The organism is Sporomusa sp. KB1 (genome assembly GCF_007830295.1).
GTDB lineage: Bacteria > Bacillota > Negativicutes > Sporomusales > Sporomusaceae > Sporomusa.
The window spans coordinates 3,306,925-3,323,579 of the sequence record NZ_VLKC01000002.1 but is presented as its reverse complement, the minus strand read 5'-3'; the positions used below and the strand labels follow the sequence as shown (position 1 = coordinate 3,323,579).

Sequence of the window (16,655 nt, the reverse complement as noted above, 5' to 3'; positions counted from 1 at the left end):
TCTACCGGCTTTCACCGAACCTCCCGGTAATCTGTTTTAATTTAAAAGTAGAAAGAAGGGTCATCGGCTTGACACTGATGACCCTCTGCATGTCCATAGATTCCTTAGGATTAATCGAGATACTCTAAGCGGCCACCATGTTTAATAGTCTGGCGGGAAATGGTGATGCGCTGTACGGTGGGAGTACCTTCCTCTAACCACATTGCGCGGGAGTCGCGGTACAGGCGCTCAGTAGGACCATATTCGCAATCCTCGAAGTACCCAACACCACCGAAGATCTCCAGCATCTCATCGCCGCACACTTTGGTAACCTGGATACTGAACAGTTTGCACATCGCCGCTTTTTCTTCAATATATTCGCCATTGGGATCCTTTTCATAGTCTTTCGCAAAATCATAAACCATGGTACGCAGAGCATGGATATGAGCAGCCATATCGGCAATCTTCATTCTGATAGCCTGACGTTCAATGATCGGTTTGCCAAAGGTGACACGATCATGAGCACGTTTGAGGGAAATTTCCAACATCCGCTGTGCCATGCCCAAATTGCTGGCTGCGATGTGAACTCGGGAAACAGACAGAGAATGAATCGAGATATGAAGACCATCGCCTTCTTTGCCGAGCAGGTATTTTTTGTTGACTCTCATGTTAGTAAACTTTAAGCCGGTATGACCTGATCCACGGCAACCCATCATGTGAGGCATGGGAGTAACTTCGTAGCCCGGGGTGTTGCAGGGAACCATGAAGGTGGAAAGACGGTGATCCTTATCGGCATTAGGATCGGTAAGCAAGGTAACATAAGCATAATTACAGCAATCAGTGTGTGAGATTAAATACTTTTCTCCGTTAATGATGTAATCATCGCCGTCTTTTACGGCTAAGGTTTTAATATCGGCACCCGTTCCACCGGTTTCCTCGGTAACAGCCCAGCAGGTAAAGACCGATCTATCCTGGAAGCCAGGCATTAACTCTGCTTTAAGCTCTTCACTGCCAAAGTCATACAAGGGACGCCAGTTTAAATCCATGGCATAGTGCAGATGCATACGCATTCCGCCAGGACCACGACTAAATTCTTCCTGAATCTTTAGAATTTCCAGCTCGGAAAGGCCCCAGCCGCCGTATTCTATTGGCAGTGAGCAACGATACAGGTTGTTTTTGATACCCAGTTGATAGAACTCCTCGGGGAACACATTCGTATCCTCAATTTCTTTTTGCATCTTATCGAATGTGCCCTCTGTCAATTCTCTGATCTGTGTTAAATACGCTTGAAATTCTTGTTCACTCAATTTACCCATTTCTTTTCCCCCTTATTATTTTTGAACACTTTCGGCTATCCGAAAGCATCTAAATTCAAGGTCTCACGCCTTGAACTTTTTTGTTTTCCTTCGTAGATTCAATATACTATAGTTAAATATTTACAACAATTTAATAATTATAAACTATCAAACTATTATGAAGTAAAACCACATTGTTCAGAATAGTTTCAGCACGGCTAATAATCTAAAAATTGCGCCATAAGTAGTACCCGTACATGCGCACAGTGGAAACTAAATGAAAAAACCCGCTTAGACTCAACGTCTTAGCGGGTTTTGGGCTGTTTTTACACAGCAGCTATTGTTATGCAGCTATTCACATGATAAAGTTCCTATTTAACCTTGCCAGTAATTTTCCGGTATCCTGCCCCCTGATGTAGTCCCAGCCAAGCCACTTTAAAACTGCTTTTTCTGGTAGGTTATGAGGTACCTGCGGATGGAGCGCGGGAAAATAGGCACCAGCACAAATGCGGCCAAATTCCGGCCCGTTAAAATAGTCAATTAACGCTTGTAATTCTTCGGCCTTTGAGGCTTTTACCAAATAAGACAGCGGTGTTATTGGTGTTCCATCCTCCATCCAGATGACTTTTGCCTCTACCGGTGGCGAAATCGTATTGGCAAAAAAGTATGGCATTACATAGATGGGCGGTCGGTCATGATTGCTGCTGGCCATGCTTTTGATCATCTGGGATGGGTGCATGCCAGTCCGGACCGACCTCCTTAAAGCCGCAATGCCGGCATCGCCATATTGCTGATAAATGGTTAGCAGAATGATATCATCAAAATCACCGCTGCAACCGTTCAAAACCACCTTTTGTTCATATTCCGGCTGCAGTAAGTCACCCCACGTTTTCGGAATAGGCAGACGGCCCATCTGCCGACAGTCAATTACCACCACAACTGGGTTGATGGCAACAACATTATACCACCCCTGCCTATCAACAATACCAATCGTGTTAAAAGTACTATGTACCGGTTGCTGTAATGAAGTGGTATACAACCCCTTATTCATAACCTGTTCGATAAACTTGCTATTGAACAAATTGTAATCTGTAGTTACTATCAAGTCCGGTGCGTCAGCAATATCTTCAACCTGCTGCAGATAGTCAGCAAAATACAACACATCATTACTGCATGACCACATGTAATAATTAAGCCTAATATCCTTTTCTACCCGCAGTTTCTTTAAAATAGCCTGCAAGGCCCAGTTAAGCGGCAGATTGAGAGCACATGGCAGTTGCGCAACAAAATTGAATACCCCTTGGTTATCTATTACAACCTCTGACAATTGGCGATACTGCTCCGTATCTTCAATTTTGTCAGTTAGTAAACTGATAAATGATTCTGGATTAATTTTTTTGATGCTTAGTAGTGTTTTTAGCCGTAAAACAGCCCCTAACCCTTGCGCTATTTCTTCTTCAGTAACTATATTGAAGCCTGTAAAAATATCCATTGTTTCCGGATATTTTTCGACAATCCCCTGTATTGTGCACTCCAGTAAATTTTTATTCATAGACTACTCTTCCTCCAACACGACTAAACCATACTCCAAAACCGGTCTGTAGATGTTACAACCCTCATACCCGTTAATTTGAAATTTTCCAGGGCTTCTTTGGCAATTGCCGGAAAATCAGGGCTGCCTGCTGTTGGTTGGACAGGCGACATACAATCTTCAAGGATATAAATTTTATTTTCTTCAAAACCATATGAGTTATTTGGCATACGCTGTTTATCTTTTTCAATGACTTTCAGCATATCTTCCAAAGTCGCTTTTACGCAATGGCTCGCTGCTTCCCCCGCAACATATACCCGATCAAACTCCATCAACTCTGTCATCAATTTCTCGTTGAAGTTTCCAACAATTTTTAGTGAACCATCTTTAAAATATAGCTTCGAAACTTCGGGCGATAATACGCTGTAATTTTCTGTCCAGAGGCTTTCCCCTTTAGTGATTCATTTTATTTCCTTGCCGGTCATCAAAGAGTAGAAAAATAACGCTTCATTCAGCATGGGAACCACCGCATTATCGACAGAACCTTTCTGAGTGTGATACTCCCAGGTGATTAGAATGTACTTTTCACCGGTCTCAAGCTGTTCAAGATAGCTTTCGACGAGTTCAACCGGAATCCATTCAGTATAGGGGCGCCACTTTTTCTCTTTTACATCTTCTAATTTAATAATCGAAAACGGATTCGGATTTTCATTTTGATCATTTACCCAAAATCCCGGAGTATGGATTTGAAATACGGTGTGGGTATCAAGAGATACTCGGATTTCATCAATCCGCTCCAGATTACGGTAGATAAAATCACAAATTCGTTCTATATCTTTCTCAGCTCCATTGACGTACAGACTTGCACCCGGGATGCAAAACCCCACCTGTGGGTCAACCAAAAAGAGAACTGCCTTTTCACTGCTAAAGGCAAGATTACATTTTTTTCGAAGTTGCCGTACTTCATTTTGAATTATGTCATATCTGGGTAAGTATAATTCTCCGGCACGGTTAGGAGAATAAAAACTAGGAGTTTCCACTTGAATTCATACCCCTTCTTTAATTATTTCATCAGATTAATTCTTCTGGTAATCATTTGTTGTTGAATATGCTAATGTTAAGTTACTCCGCTCTTTTTCATCTTTGTCCCATTTCATCTTTCGTGAAAGCAATTGATAGAAAGTTTCATTATTAAGCCTAATCAAATTAGTCACCATGGGCGCTTTATTAATAACGATACAATCATTAGTTTCTAACTCAATATCCACTTGACCATCTGCCGAAAGAAGAAGTTCCTTTTGATATGATTCGACTACAATTTTGATTTCTTTGTTGTCACTGGCGATCATCGACCTGACATTAAGTAAATGAGAACAGATAGGAGTGATTACGTTGATTTCAAGGTCGGGAGGAATAATTGCTCCCCCGGCTGATATGGAATACCCGGTACTTCCGGTAGCCGTGCTTATGATAATTCCGTCTGCGGGAAAGTTTCCTACATAATCCCCGCCGATATAGGTTTTGAGTCTTACTAGCTTGGCTATAGCTCCTTTGACTACTATGTCGTTTAAAGCGGTGCAATACGCAACATTTTTCTCTTTTCGATATACTTGTGCCTCTAACCGGTTGCGTTTATCGATAGTAAATTGGTTATTTAGAATTAGAGCAATTGCCTCAATGACTTTGGGAAGGTTATACTCTATTCCGGTTAAAAAGCCTAAATGGCCAGTGTTAATCCCGAAGATAGGAATTTCTCCGACATATCTGGCTGTACCTAGTACTGTTCCATCTCCCCCGAAAGAAAGAACTACGTCTAATTCTGAAAGGAGATTATCAAGCTTCAGTAGCTCGGCACTACTTCCCAGTCTCTCAATATGCCTGATGATAGTCTCAACAGCAGCGGTTGTGAGTCTTTGGGAGTGATTGAGCACAATTCCTACCTTCAATGAACACACCTTACTTTCTTCGTGTTTGGTTCTGCGCAAATTAGTTAAATTAATTCACTAAGCTTCCCCCCAATCGGGATTGAAACGAAACATTCGGGCTGGCTTATAAGGCTTACCAGAATCCCATTCATCTGTCTCTATTACCATTTTTTTCTGTTTCTCCATTTTATCGCGAAAATTTCTACTATAAATGGCCTTCCCGGTGATAACTTCATACAGTTTCTTTAGTTCTGTTAAAGTAAACAATTCCGGCATAAGAGAAAAGGCAATATCGGTATATTCTACCTTGTTCTTTAAGCGCTCAAGAGTATAAAAGATAACTGTTGCATGGTCGAAAGCAAGCCCTGATGGATTATCCAGGCATTCAAAATCAACTTTAGAAGTTTTTCCTTCCAGCTCCTTAGTAACAATTACAGTATCTTTTATTTCCTGCTCGCCATTTACCAAGGATAGTTCATATGTTGTTTTGCGAATATAACCTGTTTGGGTTTGCGTTTTTATTTCTTCAAACATTGTGGCTTTTACATCAAACCAACAGGCAGCTTCAGCATCATCTCCGGCTTTTACGTTTAGTTTAGAACTATCTACCAATGCCATATATGAGGTGCTGATAACTCTACGGCGCAAATCACGGTAAACCTTGCCCCAAGTATAAAGCTGTTCCATGTAAACATTAGCAACATTAGTTTCTTCTTCCAGCTCCCGGATTGCCGCAGTATCAAGGTCTTCGAAGTAATTAACGAACCCCCCCGGCAAAGCCCATTTACCTTTATATGGATCAGTTACATCAACAACAAGGGGGTCCCCCTTACGTTTAATAAGCAGGACTCGTAATACTTTATCCGGAACTGACCGAGCATTGGTTGCAACATCAACAGCAGTTAAGATTACCATATCTACAGTAGTAGACGGTTTTTTAAATTTACTGTCATCATAGTCTTTAAGAAATTCTTTTTGTTCGTTCATAATTTCACCCCTGTTTTATATTGGTCGTCTAACAGCATACTGTTTCGCTTTTTAAGTAAACGTTATTGCTTTTGATATACCAGTACACAGCTTCAGGGAGCAAATATCGGGGATCTGCACCACTTTCGAATTCTTCTCTTATGTAACTGGAACTAATTTCGTTTACTATGCCTTTATAAATCAGGCTAAAATTCCGATGAAATTTACGGAGCATTGGGGTTTTGGCGATTATCTCACCCATAGGAATGTTTTGACGTTCAATTACGATAAATTTAGTAGATTGAATAAATCTTTCTCCATAACTCCAATTAGGCAACTCTGCTAAAAGGTCTGCTCCCATTAGAAAAAACAATTCATCGTCCGGATATTTTTCCCGAAAATATTCCATAGTAAAGTAGCTATATTGCTTGCCGGAGACAGCCTTCATTTCGTGGTCATCAATCTCAAATGTACTGTTGTCAGCCACAGCTAATCTTAGCATTTCCAGCCGGTGAAGATCTGCTACCTCTATATTCTTATCGGTACGTTTGGATGAAGAAGGAAGTAAAATAACCTTATCTAATTCTTCTCGTTGCGCAATTGTGTTTGCTGACCAGAGATGCCCATTCGTTGGAGGATTGAAGGACGAACCATAGATGCCAATTCTCATTATATCACCCGACTTATTAGTATTTTACTATTAAGTGCTTATATTGTTAGTGTATTACTACTAAGTAAGAAATGCAAGTATTATTTGTCATCTACTCATCAGTGTTCGCTAGCTGGATATCCGCTTCAACTGCAGCTTGAATCCGGTGAAATCCATCAGTTAACCAATAGGTTATTGCAGGAGAAATATCCGAAGTCAGAGAAGAATACTTCTGTTGCTCTAATTATTCCAATTTAGGATGTGATATTATGGAAAAACAAACATCTTCCAACTATCAAAAGCCGAAAGTATTAAAGTATCTTTGTAAAACCTGCAGTAAGTGTATTCTGGTATGCCCTTCTGAAGCAATAAATTACGAAAACGATAACAAAGCTTATATTGACACTAACATATGTACCTCCTGCGGTACATGCAAACACATTTGTCCTGAGTATGCCATCCGATCAACTTAAACGAGCATGCTAAACAATAACTCTATTCTTTATGCTATGTCATTTTTACGACTTAACCGTTTTTATTCTTATATACTTTGTTTTCTTACCGCTGCCGACTTCAGCTATCAATCCCTTATCTACCAACTGTTTTATTAAGCGACCGGCCATAGTCTGCGAAATGGATAATGCTGCTTCTATGTCTTTTCTTACAATAGAGCCTTGTTGCTCAATAAGCTTTAAGATAAACCTGTAAAGACGTTTCATCTACACTTTCAACACCAATAACCTCGCCCTGATCGATTATGCCTATATATATATATAATGCCTCCCTCGCTATTAGCAAAGGCCACTACTTCTTTTTTAACATCATCCACTACCGTTTGCTTAAGTTCAACCATAGGGCCTTCTAAAATAGGCATTTTCAATCCCCCTTATTCTTTATATTTTTATTCTACCACTTTCTAACACATATATTTTTTTATTTGTATTAGAACGTGTTAGATTTTTTGACACATTCTTTTATATACGAAAAAAGCCTTCTAGCAAAATCGCTGGAAGTCTTGATTTTCTGATAAGGTACAATAAGTTTCGCAAATTGAAATACGGCTAAAAAAGAGGACAAGTTTGCAGTTCCCCGGTAAAATGAAGTCACCACACACCATTTACCGAAAGGGGAAGAGCAAACATGTCCAAAGAAATTATACAGTTGAATGAAGAAATCATCAAGGTAGAACTGAAGGAACTGGTGCGTAGCAGCGTGGAGGAAACGCTCAATAACTTGCTGGATCAGGAAGCCAAAGACCTAACCCAGGCGGCCCGATATGAGCGTACTGAAACCCGTCAAGGTTACCGCTCCGGTCACTACGACAGGCGGTTGACTACTACCTCCGGCGATGTCACGCTGAAAGTTCCCAAGCTCAAGGGCATTCCTTTTGAAACCGCCATTATCGAACGCTATCGCCGGCGGGAAAGTTCCGTAGAAGAAGCGCTCATCGAAATGTATCTAGCTGGCGTATCCGTCCGGCGAGTGGAAGACATCACCGAGGCTCTGTGGGGCAGCAAGGTATCGCCGTCCACCATCAGTGAGTTGAATAAGAAGGCCTATGTCCACATTGAAGAGTGGCGCAGTCGGCCGCTGCAAAGTGGTAAGTATCCCTATGTTTACGTCGACGGCATTTACTTACGCCGCAACTGGGGCGGTGAATATGAGAATGTGAGCGTATTGGTGGCGATTGCCGTCAACGAAGACGGCTACCGTGAAGTGCTGGGAGCGGCCGAAGGCATGAAAGAAGACAAAGTCAGTTGGCTGGAATTCTTCAAATGGCTGAAAAGCCGCGGTTTAACAGGCGTCCAACTGATCATTGGTGATAAATGCCAAGGGATGCTGGCAGCGGCAAATGAGGTCTTCCCCCAGGCCAAATACCAGCGCTGCACTGTTCACTTTTACCGCAATGTCTTTTCAGTTGTTCCCCGCTCCAAGGTCAAAACGGTTGCGAAAATGCTCAAAGCGATTCATGCGCAGGAAAGCAAGTCCGCTGCCCGGGAAAAGGCGGCACAGGTAGCAAAAAGCTTGCGCGACATGAAACTCAAAGAAGCGGCGGCCAAAATCGAGGAAAGCATCGAGGAAACGCTTGCTTATGCCGACTTTCCCGGCGAGCACTGGACAAGAATCCGGACTAACAATGTGATTGAGAGACTCAACCGGGAGATCAGGCGGCGAACCAGGGTCGTGGGTGCTTTCCCGGATGGGCAGTCCGCTCTGATGCTGGTCTGCGCCCGCCTTCGCCACGTTGCTGGAACCCAGTGGGGCAGTAAAAAGTATATGAATATGAAACATCTAGAAAATACCGACCCTGAGTCGGATTTTAGTGATGACTGATTTTACTACCTAGGACTGCAAACCTTTTTGCGAAACTTTCTTGACACTACCGATTTTCTTATGGTGCGCCCGGCAGGAATCGAACCTGCGCTTCCAGCTCCGGAGGCTGGCGCTCTATCCCCTGAGCTACGGGCGCATTGCTTAAGACTAAGTGTAGTCTATTTTAGCAATATTATCTCTAATATACTTTAGGGAACGCATCAAACAAAATAAAAATACCCCTATTCTCGGCTGAGAGAGCAGGAGCATGAGGTTAAACTATACATCTAAATTTTCCGGTTTACTAATAAATTTATACATTGGGATACAACCGACATTATTAGTTGTTTCATATACAGTATAATCCCCTTCAATTTCACTAAAGCCCAATCTTCTATAAAATGATAGCGGTTTACCTTCGTCTACAGAAAACAAAATTATTGCAGATATACCAGTGTAATAGTGAATTGACACAATACTATCCATTACATTATCAAATAGATACTCCGAATACTTTGTATCTTCATATCCGCTGATAAGACAATGTTTGCCCTGATATTTCTGGTCAATTGCAAAACGAGAAATTTCAATAGCCGGTAAAGACTCCTTACTCTCTTTTCCAGTATACCTATCTTTATATTCCCATTGCAAACAAGAACATTTTAAAGAAAAGTAACCAACAATACAGTTTGCTTGCGAATCAATTAGTACTTTAGTTATTGCTTCGCCCTTTTTGTGATATTGCTTCGCTATATTATCTACAAGATATTCTGTCATAGTTGATTTAGAACTAATACAATCGAATTCTTGAATAAGAGCTTGATCAACATCGGTAATGTCATAAAGAAAACAAGGATTCGGGGATACTGTCATTTTATCGGCTTCGGTGCATTAGCCCTTCGTAATTTTAAAGCCCTCATATATGCATCTTCATGATTTTTTCTCTGTGTCGGTGTTGGGTTAATATATTCATTTCTTAATTTTTGTGCAGTTTCTCCTTTGATTATAGGAAAATTAGATAATGAAGCTGCCATATTTGCTGCACCTCCCTTTTTAGTATCACGTTTATCTTGTTCTTTTTTCATAATTATACCACACACCTTCACTTTATATCAAAGGTTATTTATTATATGCAAAATCATTTATAATAATTCCCAAATATTATAATTTTATATACCTCTATCCTGTATATGACTTTTCATAAGCCCCGGATCAGAAGCACATATGAAACTAAAGGCAGCCCAGCTGGTAATATACATTACTAATCAATGTACTATTCAATGGATCAAGCCTATTGGGAAAACCTTGCGGAGAATCTTCATACAATATCAAAAGATGCGTATTGAATATCTTGTTGATGAAATATTCATGTGTATTTACTGTTGATTTATACAATTGATATGCCATTGGATTATGTGTAGAAAAGAAGCTTATGCTCCACAAAAATAAAAAACTAGATAAATCATAAGATTTACCTAGTCTAAAACCCTTGAATGCTCGCGATTCATAGGCTCTTTATGGTGCGCCCGGCAGGAATCGAACCTGCGCTTCCAGCTCCGGAGGCTGGCGCTCTATCCCCTGAGCTACGGGCGCATTTTATTGTGGCATTAACCACAAAAATGATTATAGCATATTAGGTGTATCTGTGTCCAATAAAATTATCATGTTTTTTCTTGCAAGTTTTTACAGCCTGCTTTAGACTATTTGGTTTCAGTAGGAGTCTGACAGTAAGGACACACTCGCCATTCACGATTAAGCTCTTTACCACAGGCAGGACAGACAGGCTTTAGCGTAAATCCACAGTAGGGGCAGATCTTGAACTCCTCTTTGACTCGACCGGCACACATAGGGCATTTAATCGTCTCTTCATCTACCAGTGTTGCCTCTACATCAATAATATCCTCATTACGGCGCGGTTTCATGGCTGACTTACGACCAATAAGGAGATAAAGCGGCAAAAAGATAATCAAAGCAGCAGCTGTTCCAACTGCCCATAGTAACGCTGATCCCAAATCGTGACCACGCCCTCGAGCATCATTATATACCCAATAGGCGGCAACAGCCCCTATTAACAGACTAATAGTCATCATAACCGATCTTTTCCCCCTTAGCAAATTGCTACGCATCAAATTATACCATGACCTAACCAAGCAAGTAAAGAAAACATGGCTTGCGCCGTCTCTTTGGCAATAGGCATAAGATAAGAGCATACGTTCCATCTGGATAAATAATTTGCCAGGGTAGTGGGTTGAATATAATTCTATCTCTTGCTATTTACTTATTTCATCTAAAGCTTTGCCTTTGGTTTCTTCGCCAAATAGCCATACAGCAATGGCAACTACCAGCATGACACCGGTAAACATAGTAAATACATGGGTAAAACCTTGTGACCCCGCGATCATGTAACCGACAATAGTCGGTGCCAATATTCCGCCAAAGCGTCCGACCGCCGCCGCCCATCCGGAACCAAAAGCCCGTATCCGCGTAGGATAAAGTTCGGGCGTATAGGTGTACACAACTCCCCAGGCACCAAGGTTAAAGAAGGACATCAGACTACCCCAGAGAAGCACAATTTCAGCACTGCCACCTTGCCCAAAGAAATACGCACTAACTGCACACATTGCCAAATAGCCTGCCAGCGTTGCCTTCCGGCCAATACGGTCAACCAAATAGGCGGCACTAAAATACCCAGGCAATTGAGCCACTGTCATAATTAATACATATTCAAATGTCTTGAGAACAGTATGTCCCTGCTGAACCATAAGCGATGGCAGCCAAGTAAAAATACCATAATAGGAATATACAATCCCAAACCAGATTATCCATAGTATAATAGTCCTTTTGGCAAGCTTACAAGTCCACAATTCCTTAAAAGCTATCTTATCTTCAGTAAAGTTTGTCAAATCTGCATTGCTTGTTGCCGCCGGCCGAACAGGCGCTTCAATCCCTGCTAAGCGCTCTATTTTTGAAACAATTTCCAGGGCTTCAGCATGACGCCCTTTATTAATAAGATAGCGGATAGATTCAGGTACTCCCATTCTAATAAAAAATACATAAAGTGCCGGTAATGCGCCAATGAAAAATGCCATTTGCCAACCAAAGCGGGGAATAACAAAATACGAAATCAGTGCCGCCGCTAACCAGCCAACTCCCCAGAAACTTTCTAACAAGACAATAAAGCGGCCACGCCTTGCAGGTGGCGAGTACTCTGTCATAAGCGTCGCCGCTACCGGCAGCTCACCGCCTAAACCAAAGCCTACCAAGAATCTAAACACAAGTAATGATTCATAATTCCAAGCCACGCCACACAGTCCTGTGGCTATACTATACATCAGCAATGTGATAGTAAATACTGCCTTACGACCATATTTATCAGCTGCCATACCTCCCAGTACTGCACCAATAGCCATCCCCAAAAGACCAATACTACCGATAAAACCCATTTGGGTCCCAGACAAACTCCACTCCTTAGCCAATACCGGCAATATAAAAGCAATAATTCCGGTATCCATAGCATCAAACAACCAACCTAGCCCCGTCAATACCAGCAATTTGTAATGAAAGCGGCTGACTGGAATTTGTTCTAACCGTCTGATAGTGTCCAATTTTCTCGACCTCCAATGTCTTTACAGATGTCTTGTCATTACTATGTAATTATACTGGCCTTGTCGTAAGATGGCAACTACTTTTTTAGCTTATTGCTATTCGTATTGGCCTCGGCGGGGTTGGACAAAAAAAATGCTACCGGTTTTAATACCAGTAGCATTTTTTATCTTTTGCGGCGAGTTAAGACTCCCGCCTCTGCAGGCGGCGTTTGTTCAGGTGGGGTAGACTCATCACCTGAACCCGCCGATGTTTCAGCTATGCTGAAACAAGTTCACTCAAGCAGTATCCCTAGCGCCTTAAGTTCAGCAGCAATCTTCTGTAAAATCTCAGCTGTCGGCGCTTCAACTGTATGTAAATGCACCCCGCCAGTAACCAATGAAAGCGGAACCGCACCGCTTTTGGCTGATTTATGTAAAAAATCGGTTAAGTCCCGCCGGGAAGCTAACATTAAGTTGGCTTTAATCTCGCCATATACAGGATGCTCAACACTAACATCAAGTACACAACCGCCATTATCAATAATTACGGCAAGTTCGGTCTCCATTCGTTTACTATCATGACAGCAGGCAAACTTCGCACTTACAGTAGTCGGAGTAGCCACTTGTAAAATAACATAGCCCTGAGGAGTTGCGTAGATATCAACACCAGCTGCCCGTAAAATAGCAATATCACCAACAATGACCTGCCTACTTACCCCTAATTTTTTTGCTAATGCCGTCCCTGTTATTGGTTGCCTGCTTTGCTGCAACAAACTAGCAATCTGATCACGCCGTTCTTTTGCTTCCATAACCGCAAACACTCCTCCCGGTCTCTCGTCAACCTTATTTAAGAAAAGACTTGGCGTGTGCCAAGTCCGCCTGGACGCTGGCGAAAACCTTAGCCGTTCAATCCAGGGAAAATTATACTTTCCCTCAGGACAAGATATATTATATACCAAAACTACTTGTTCATCGATACTCCTTCATCAGCAGCGACCGGCAATAGCACCGTAAAAACCGTTTTCCTGCCTGTCAGACTGGAAATTATGATTTTTCCACCATGATTTTGCACAATACTATAGCACACCGATAAGCCCAACCCAGTACCGTTTGCTTTGGTTGTAAAAAAAGGGGTACCCAGTTTTTCGATAATCTCCGGCTCAATACCATCACCGTCATTTTCTACTGTTACAGCTATCATATCCTGCTGGCAATTTGCTGCTAGTATAACATTACCCCCAACCGGCGTCGCTTCTAAAGCATTTTTCACAAGATTAATAAATACTTGCTTAAGTTGATCTGCATCGCCAAGAACACAGCCACCTATGAGCGGCAGTTGTGGGGGGAAAGCAATATTTTTATTATGAAACTGCCCTTCCATAAGTAAAAGTACGTCATTTACTAATTTATATACATTTATTTTTTCAACCAAAGGTTCTTTAAGCGGCCTTGATAACATCTGGAACTCACTAATTAGGTTATCAATCCGCCCAATCTCAGAAATGATTATTTCAAGATGCTCAAGTGACACTGGCCTATCGCCATGCCGGGCCATAAGCTGAATAAAGCCTTTAATTGATGTGAGGGGATTTCGAATTTCATGGGCAATCCCTGCAGCCAATTGGTTAACACATATCATACGTTCCAATCTAAGCTGCTCGCGCTCACGCTCATGGCATCTCGCCTGACGCCAAACACCATACAGGAGCCCAAAGCAAACCGCTAGCCAAAGAAAACTTGTTGCATCATCAATCGCTTTTCTCAAAACTCTGATATACAAAACATCCTTCGGGATAGCTGTTGCTACCCGCCAATGCGCATTAATTAAATCAGTATAAATAAGCAGTTTATTGCTGCCATCAAGCGGAGAATTAATATCAATAATGCCTGTTCTATTTAAAAATAAACTATTCAGTTGTTGCTTCAGCAAAGGACTTTCCGGGAAAACTTCCTTCAGATAGGGATGATGAATAAACTGCCTATTACCATCTAAAACAAAAATATACTGTCGTTCCGGCATGTCCTGGCGCAATACCGCTAACGATATATCACTAATCGGTATATAAGCAACTAATACTGCAATCACTTGCTCCTCATCAAGTACAGGAACTTGCAGACTGACATAAGCATCTTCCACATTTTTATCAATCATCCTGTCAGAGACATGCAAGCTTCCTAATAACACTGACCGAAACTCTCTTTTGAAATCTGTCTGACTAAATTGAGGCTTACTTTGACTAGAAACTGGCCAACACTCACTAATTAGATTGCCATTATAATCATACAAAGCCACATTAACGACATGTAAGGCCTTGGCAGCTGCCATTAAATTTGGCTGTACTCGTTCGGGTTGAAGACTACGCATATCAGAGTGAGCCGCTAATAAGCTAAGCCCGACCAGGCGGGTATCAAAACGCATATCAAGATAATCAGCAGTTACCATAAGTCGCGCTCGCTCATCTGCCACCACCACCTGGTGCTGATAGTTAAAGTAATTCACAATTAGTACGATAATCGTTACTAATAGTAATGCTCCAATAACTATCATAGCTATCCTATTTATACTTTTGGAAAGCAGCACCAAGTTTCACCACCTTTTTTTGACTTAATTCGTTTAATTCCCGTTTTTTCCTGCTTACTTATGGTAAGATTATGGGCTTTTTCCAAAAGCTATAATGAAAAAAGAAAGCTTACAGTTTTATCTGAAGCTTTCTTTGTGGTGGGCGATGACGGGATCGAACCGCCGACATCCTGCTTGTAAGGCAGGCGCTCTCCCAGCTGAGCTAATCGCCCGTACGTATTCGATATTCGATTTTCGATCTTCGACTTTCGACAATGGTTTATCGAGCGTCGAACGTCTAGTATCGAATGTCGTGATTGGTGACCCGTAGGGGATTCGAACCCCTGATACCGCCGTGAAAGGGCGGTGTCTTAACCGCTTGACCAACGGGCCTTTGGCTCCTCGAGTAGGACTCGAACCTACGACAAATCGGTTAACAGCCGATTGCTCTACCAACTGAGCTATCGAGGAATTTTCAACAACATAATGAATTATATAATATGTCTACTAAAATTGCAAGCACAATACACATTATTTTATTTGATCAAAACCAATCAAAACCAATTTTTCAAAGGATATTCTTGTTAAAACATCAAATACTGATAGTATATAGCAATAACCAAACTTTAAGGAGGTACTACTTTGGATCCACGAATAAAAACTCTCGCCCAGAACCTGATTGGCTATTCTACCAGTCTTGCACCAGGCGAAAAAATATTAATCGAAATGTTTGATGATGCTTTACCGCTAGCCAAGGCGCTTGTAGATGAGGCTTACGCCGCAGGCGGTATCCCTTTTCTTGAAATTAAAAACAGCCAATTACAGCGCTCACTGCTTAGGAAGGCTTCCGGTGAGCAGCTCGCACTTGCCGCCTCTTGGGAGCAGGCTAGAATGAAGGAAATGAATGCCTATATTGCCATCAGAGCCAGTTTTAATATTGCGGAAATGGCTGATGTCTCTGATACCCAATTACAAAGCTACCAACAAAACTGGGTAAAACCAGTGCATCTTGACGTGCGTGTCCCCCATACCAAGTGGTGTATCTTACGCTGGCCAAACGCTTCGATGGCGCAATTATCGAATTCCAGCACCGAAGCCTTTGAGGACTTTTACTTCAAGGTGTGTAACCTTGATTATGCCAAAATGGCTAAAGCCATGGACCCGTTGCTTGCGCTTATGGAGAAAACCGATAAAGTAAAAATTACCGGACCTGATACTGAACTTACTTTTTCTATTAAAGGAATACCGGCGGTAAAATGCTCCGGACTGAGGAATATACCTGACGGTGAAGTGTATACTGCTCCTGTGAGGGAATCGGTAAATGGTATCCTCAGTTACAACACGCCCTCAGTATATCAAGGATTTACCTATGAAAATATTCGCCTTGAATTTAAAAATGGTAAGATCGTCAAGGCAACTGCCAATGATTCAGAAAAAATCAATAAGGTTTTTGACATTGATGAGGGTGCCCGCTATATCGGTGAGTTTGCACTAGGAGTAAATCCTTATATTGAAAAACCAATGAAGGATATCTTGTTTGATGAGAAAATCAAAGGAAGCTTCCACTTTACTCCCGGCAACGCCTATGATGCTGCCTTTAATGGCAACAAATCTGTCATCCACTGGGACCTTGTCTGTATTCAAACAGCCGAATACGGTGGTGGTGAAATCTGGTTTGACGATAAACTTATCCGCAAGGATGGGCAATTTGTGCTTCCTGAACTAGCAGGCTTAAATCCAGAAAGTCTACTATAACTGATAAAAGCGAGATTGCCTCCTTTGCGCTTGCAATGACTATGAGCACAGCAGTTCTTCTTGGTCATCACGGGCGCCAGTGCGGCAATCTCGCTTTC

At 41.8% G+C, this 16,655-nt stretch carries 18 protein-coding genes and 5 tRNA genes; 3 read left to right on the top strand and 20 right to left on the bottom strand.

Annotation, left to right across the window (positions count from 1 at the left end):
- Nucleotides 1–110: 110 nt before the first annotated feature.
- The 7 genes from SALPA_RS19095 to nadD form a co-directional block, all read right to left on the bottom strand.
- Nucleotides 111–1,295: an acyl-CoA dehydrogenase family protein gene (locus SALPA_RS19095; protein ID WP_145097586.1), complete on the bottom strand. Its 1,185-nt coding sequence runs from the start codon at nt 1,293–1,295 to the stop codon at nt 111–113.
- Between the two features lie 334 nt (nt 1,296–1,629).
- Nucleotides 1,630–2,826: an ABC transporter substrate-binding protein gene (locus SALPA_RS19090; protein WP_145097583.1), complete on the bottom strand. Its 1,197-nt coding sequence runs from the start codon at nt 2,824–2,826 to the stop codon at nt 1,630–1,632.
- Nucleotides 2,827–2,849: 23 nt separating this feature from the next.
- On the bottom strand, nt 2,850–3,149 hold the full coding sequence (locus SALPA_RS19085; protein ID WP_145097580.1) for a hypothetical protein: 300 nt from the start codon (nt 3,147–3,149) through the stop codon (nt 2,850–2,852).
- Nucleotides 3,150–3,266: 117 nt separating this feature from the next.
- Nucleotides 3,267–3,845, bottom strand: a complete 579-nt coding sequence (locus tag SALPA_RS19080; protein ID WP_145097577.1) for a hypothetical protein — start codon at nt 3,843–3,845, stop codon at nt 3,267–3,269.
- A gap of 36 nt (nt 3,846–3,881) precedes the next feature.
- Nucleotides 3,882–4,790 (bottom strand): NAD(+)/NADH kinase, encoded by a 909-nt coding sequence (locus SALPA_RS19075; RefSeq protein WP_222428054.1) that lies wholly within the window; start codon nt 4,788–4,790, stop codon nt 3,882–3,884.
- Nucleotides 4,791–4,808: 18 nt separating this feature from the next.
- Complete coding sequence (locus tag SALPA_RS19070) at nt 4,809–5,717, bottom strand: NUDIX hydrolase (RefSeq protein WP_145097572.1); 909 nt, start codon at nt 5,715–5,717, stop codon at nt 4,809–4,811.
- Nucleotides 5,718–5,745: 28 nt separating this feature from the next.
- Complete coding sequence (nadD, locus tag SALPA_RS19065) at nt 5,746–6,366, bottom strand: nicotinate (nicotinamide) nucleotide adenylyltransferase (protein ID WP_222428053.1); 621 nt, start codon at nt 6,364–6,366, stop codon at nt 5,746–5,748.
- 248 nt (nt 6,367–6,614) lie between these two features.
- Here nadD and SALPA_RS33295 point away from each other — a divergent pair, with 248 nt between their 5' ends.
- On the top strand, nt 6,615–6,818 hold the full coding sequence (locus SALPA_RS33295; RefSeq protein ID WP_145097566.1) for a 4Fe-4S binding protein: 204 nt from the start codon (nt 6,615–6,617) through the stop codon (nt 6,816–6,818).
- Between the two features lie 45 nt (nt 6,819–6,863).
- Here SALPA_RS33295 and SALPA_RS19055 read toward each other — a convergent pair whose 3' ends face one another.
- Complete coding sequence (locus tag SALPA_RS19055; RefSeq protein ID WP_145097563.1) at nt 6,864–7,064, bottom strand: MarR family transcriptional regulator; 201 nt, start codon at nt 7,062–7,064, stop codon at nt 6,864–6,866.
- Between the two features lie 8 nt (nt 7,065–7,072).
- Nucleotides 7,073–7,219, bottom strand: a complete 147-nt coding sequence (locus SALPA_RS29145; RefSeq protein WP_186451139.1) for a hypothetical protein — start codon at nt 7,217–7,219, stop codon at nt 7,073–7,075.
- Nucleotides 7,220–7,485: 266 nt separating this feature from the next.
- On the opposite strand from SALPA_RS29145, the gene SALPA_RS19050 reads away from it, so the two are divergent.
- Nucleotides 7,486–8,679 (top strand): IS256 family transposase, encoded by a 1,194-nt coding sequence (locus SALPA_RS19050; RefSeq protein ID WP_145088854.1) that lies wholly within the window; start codon nt 7,486–7,488, stop codon nt 8,677–8,679.
- Nucleotides 8,680–8,740: 61 nt separating this feature from the next.
- Here the strand turns inward: SALPA_RS19050 and SALPA_RS19045 are convergent.
- The 11 genes from SALPA_RS19045 to SALPA_RS18995 all read right to left on the bottom strand — a co-directional run bounded on the left by SALPA_RS19045 (nt 8,741) and on the right by SALPA_RS18995 (nt 15,273).
- Nucleotides 8,741–8,815: transfer RNA gene (locus tag SALPA_RS19045), tRNA-Arg, on the bottom strand.
- Between the two features lie 122 nt (nt 8,816–8,937).
- Nucleotides 8,938–9,531, bottom strand: a complete 594-nt coding sequence (locus SALPA_RS19040) for a hypothetical protein (RefSeq protein WP_145097560.1) — start codon at nt 9,529–9,531, stop codon at nt 8,938–8,940.
- Nucleotides 9,528–9,743 (bottom strand): hypothetical protein, encoded by a 216-nt coding sequence (locus tag SALPA_RS19035; RefSeq protein WP_145097557.1) that lies wholly within the window; start codon nt 9,741–9,743, stop codon nt 9,528–9,530. The genes SALPA_RS19040 and SALPA_RS19035 overlap by 4 nt, the downstream gene beginning before the upstream one ends.
- A gap of 433 nt (nt 9,744–10,176) precedes the next feature.
- Nucleotides 10,177–10,251 (bottom strand) — tRNA-Arg (locus SALPA_RS19030).
- 107 nt (nt 10,252–10,358) lie between these two features.
- Nucleotides 10,359–10,748: a zinc ribbon domain-containing protein gene (locus SALPA_RS19025; RefSeq protein WP_255451265.1), complete on the bottom strand. Its 390-nt coding sequence runs from the start codon at nt 10,746–10,748 to the stop codon at nt 10,359–10,361.
- A gap of 180 nt (nt 10,749–10,928) precedes the next feature.
- Nucleotides 10,929–12,263 (bottom strand): MFS transporter, encoded by a 1,335-nt coding sequence (locus SALPA_RS19020; RefSeq protein WP_145097555.1) that lies wholly within the window; start codon nt 12,261–12,263, stop codon nt 10,929–10,931.
- A 272-nt stretch (nt 12,264–12,535) separates the two neighbouring features.
- Nucleotides 12,536–13,051 carry a transcription repressor NadR gene (locus SALPA_RS19015; RefSeq protein ID WP_145097552.1) on the bottom strand — a complete coding sequence of 172 codons (516 nt, stop codon included), beginning with the start codon at nt 13,049–13,051 and terminating at the stop codon, nt 12,536–12,538.
- Between the two features lie 152 nt (nt 13,052–13,203).
- Nucleotides 13,204–14,790 carry a PAS domain-containing sensor histidine kinase gene (locus SALPA_RS19010; protein ID WP_222428052.1) on the bottom strand — a complete coding sequence of 529 codons (1,587 nt, stop codon included), beginning with the start codon at nt 14,788–14,790 and terminating at the stop codon, nt 13,204–13,206.
- A 169-nt stretch (nt 14,791–14,959) separates the two neighbouring features.
- Nucleotides 14,960–15,035: transfer RNA gene (locus SALPA_RS19005), tRNA-Val, on the bottom strand.
- Nucleotides 15,036–15,120: 85 nt separating this feature from the next.
- Nucleotides 15,121–15,195 (bottom strand) — tRNA-Glu (locus SALPA_RS19000).
- Nucleotides 15,196–15,197: 2 nt separating this feature from the next.
- Nucleotides 15,198–15,273 (bottom strand) — tRNA-Asn (locus SALPA_RS18995).
- 171 nt (nt 15,274–15,444) lie between these two features.
- On the opposite strand from SALPA_RS18995, the gene SALPA_RS18990 reads away from it, so the two are divergent.
- Nucleotides 15,445–16,557: an aminopeptidase gene (locus tag SALPA_RS18990; RefSeq protein ID WP_145097546.1), complete on the top strand. Its 1,113-nt coding sequence runs from the start codon at nt 15,445–15,447 to the stop codon at nt 16,555–16,557.
- Nucleotides 16,558–16,655: the final 98 nt, after the last annotated feature.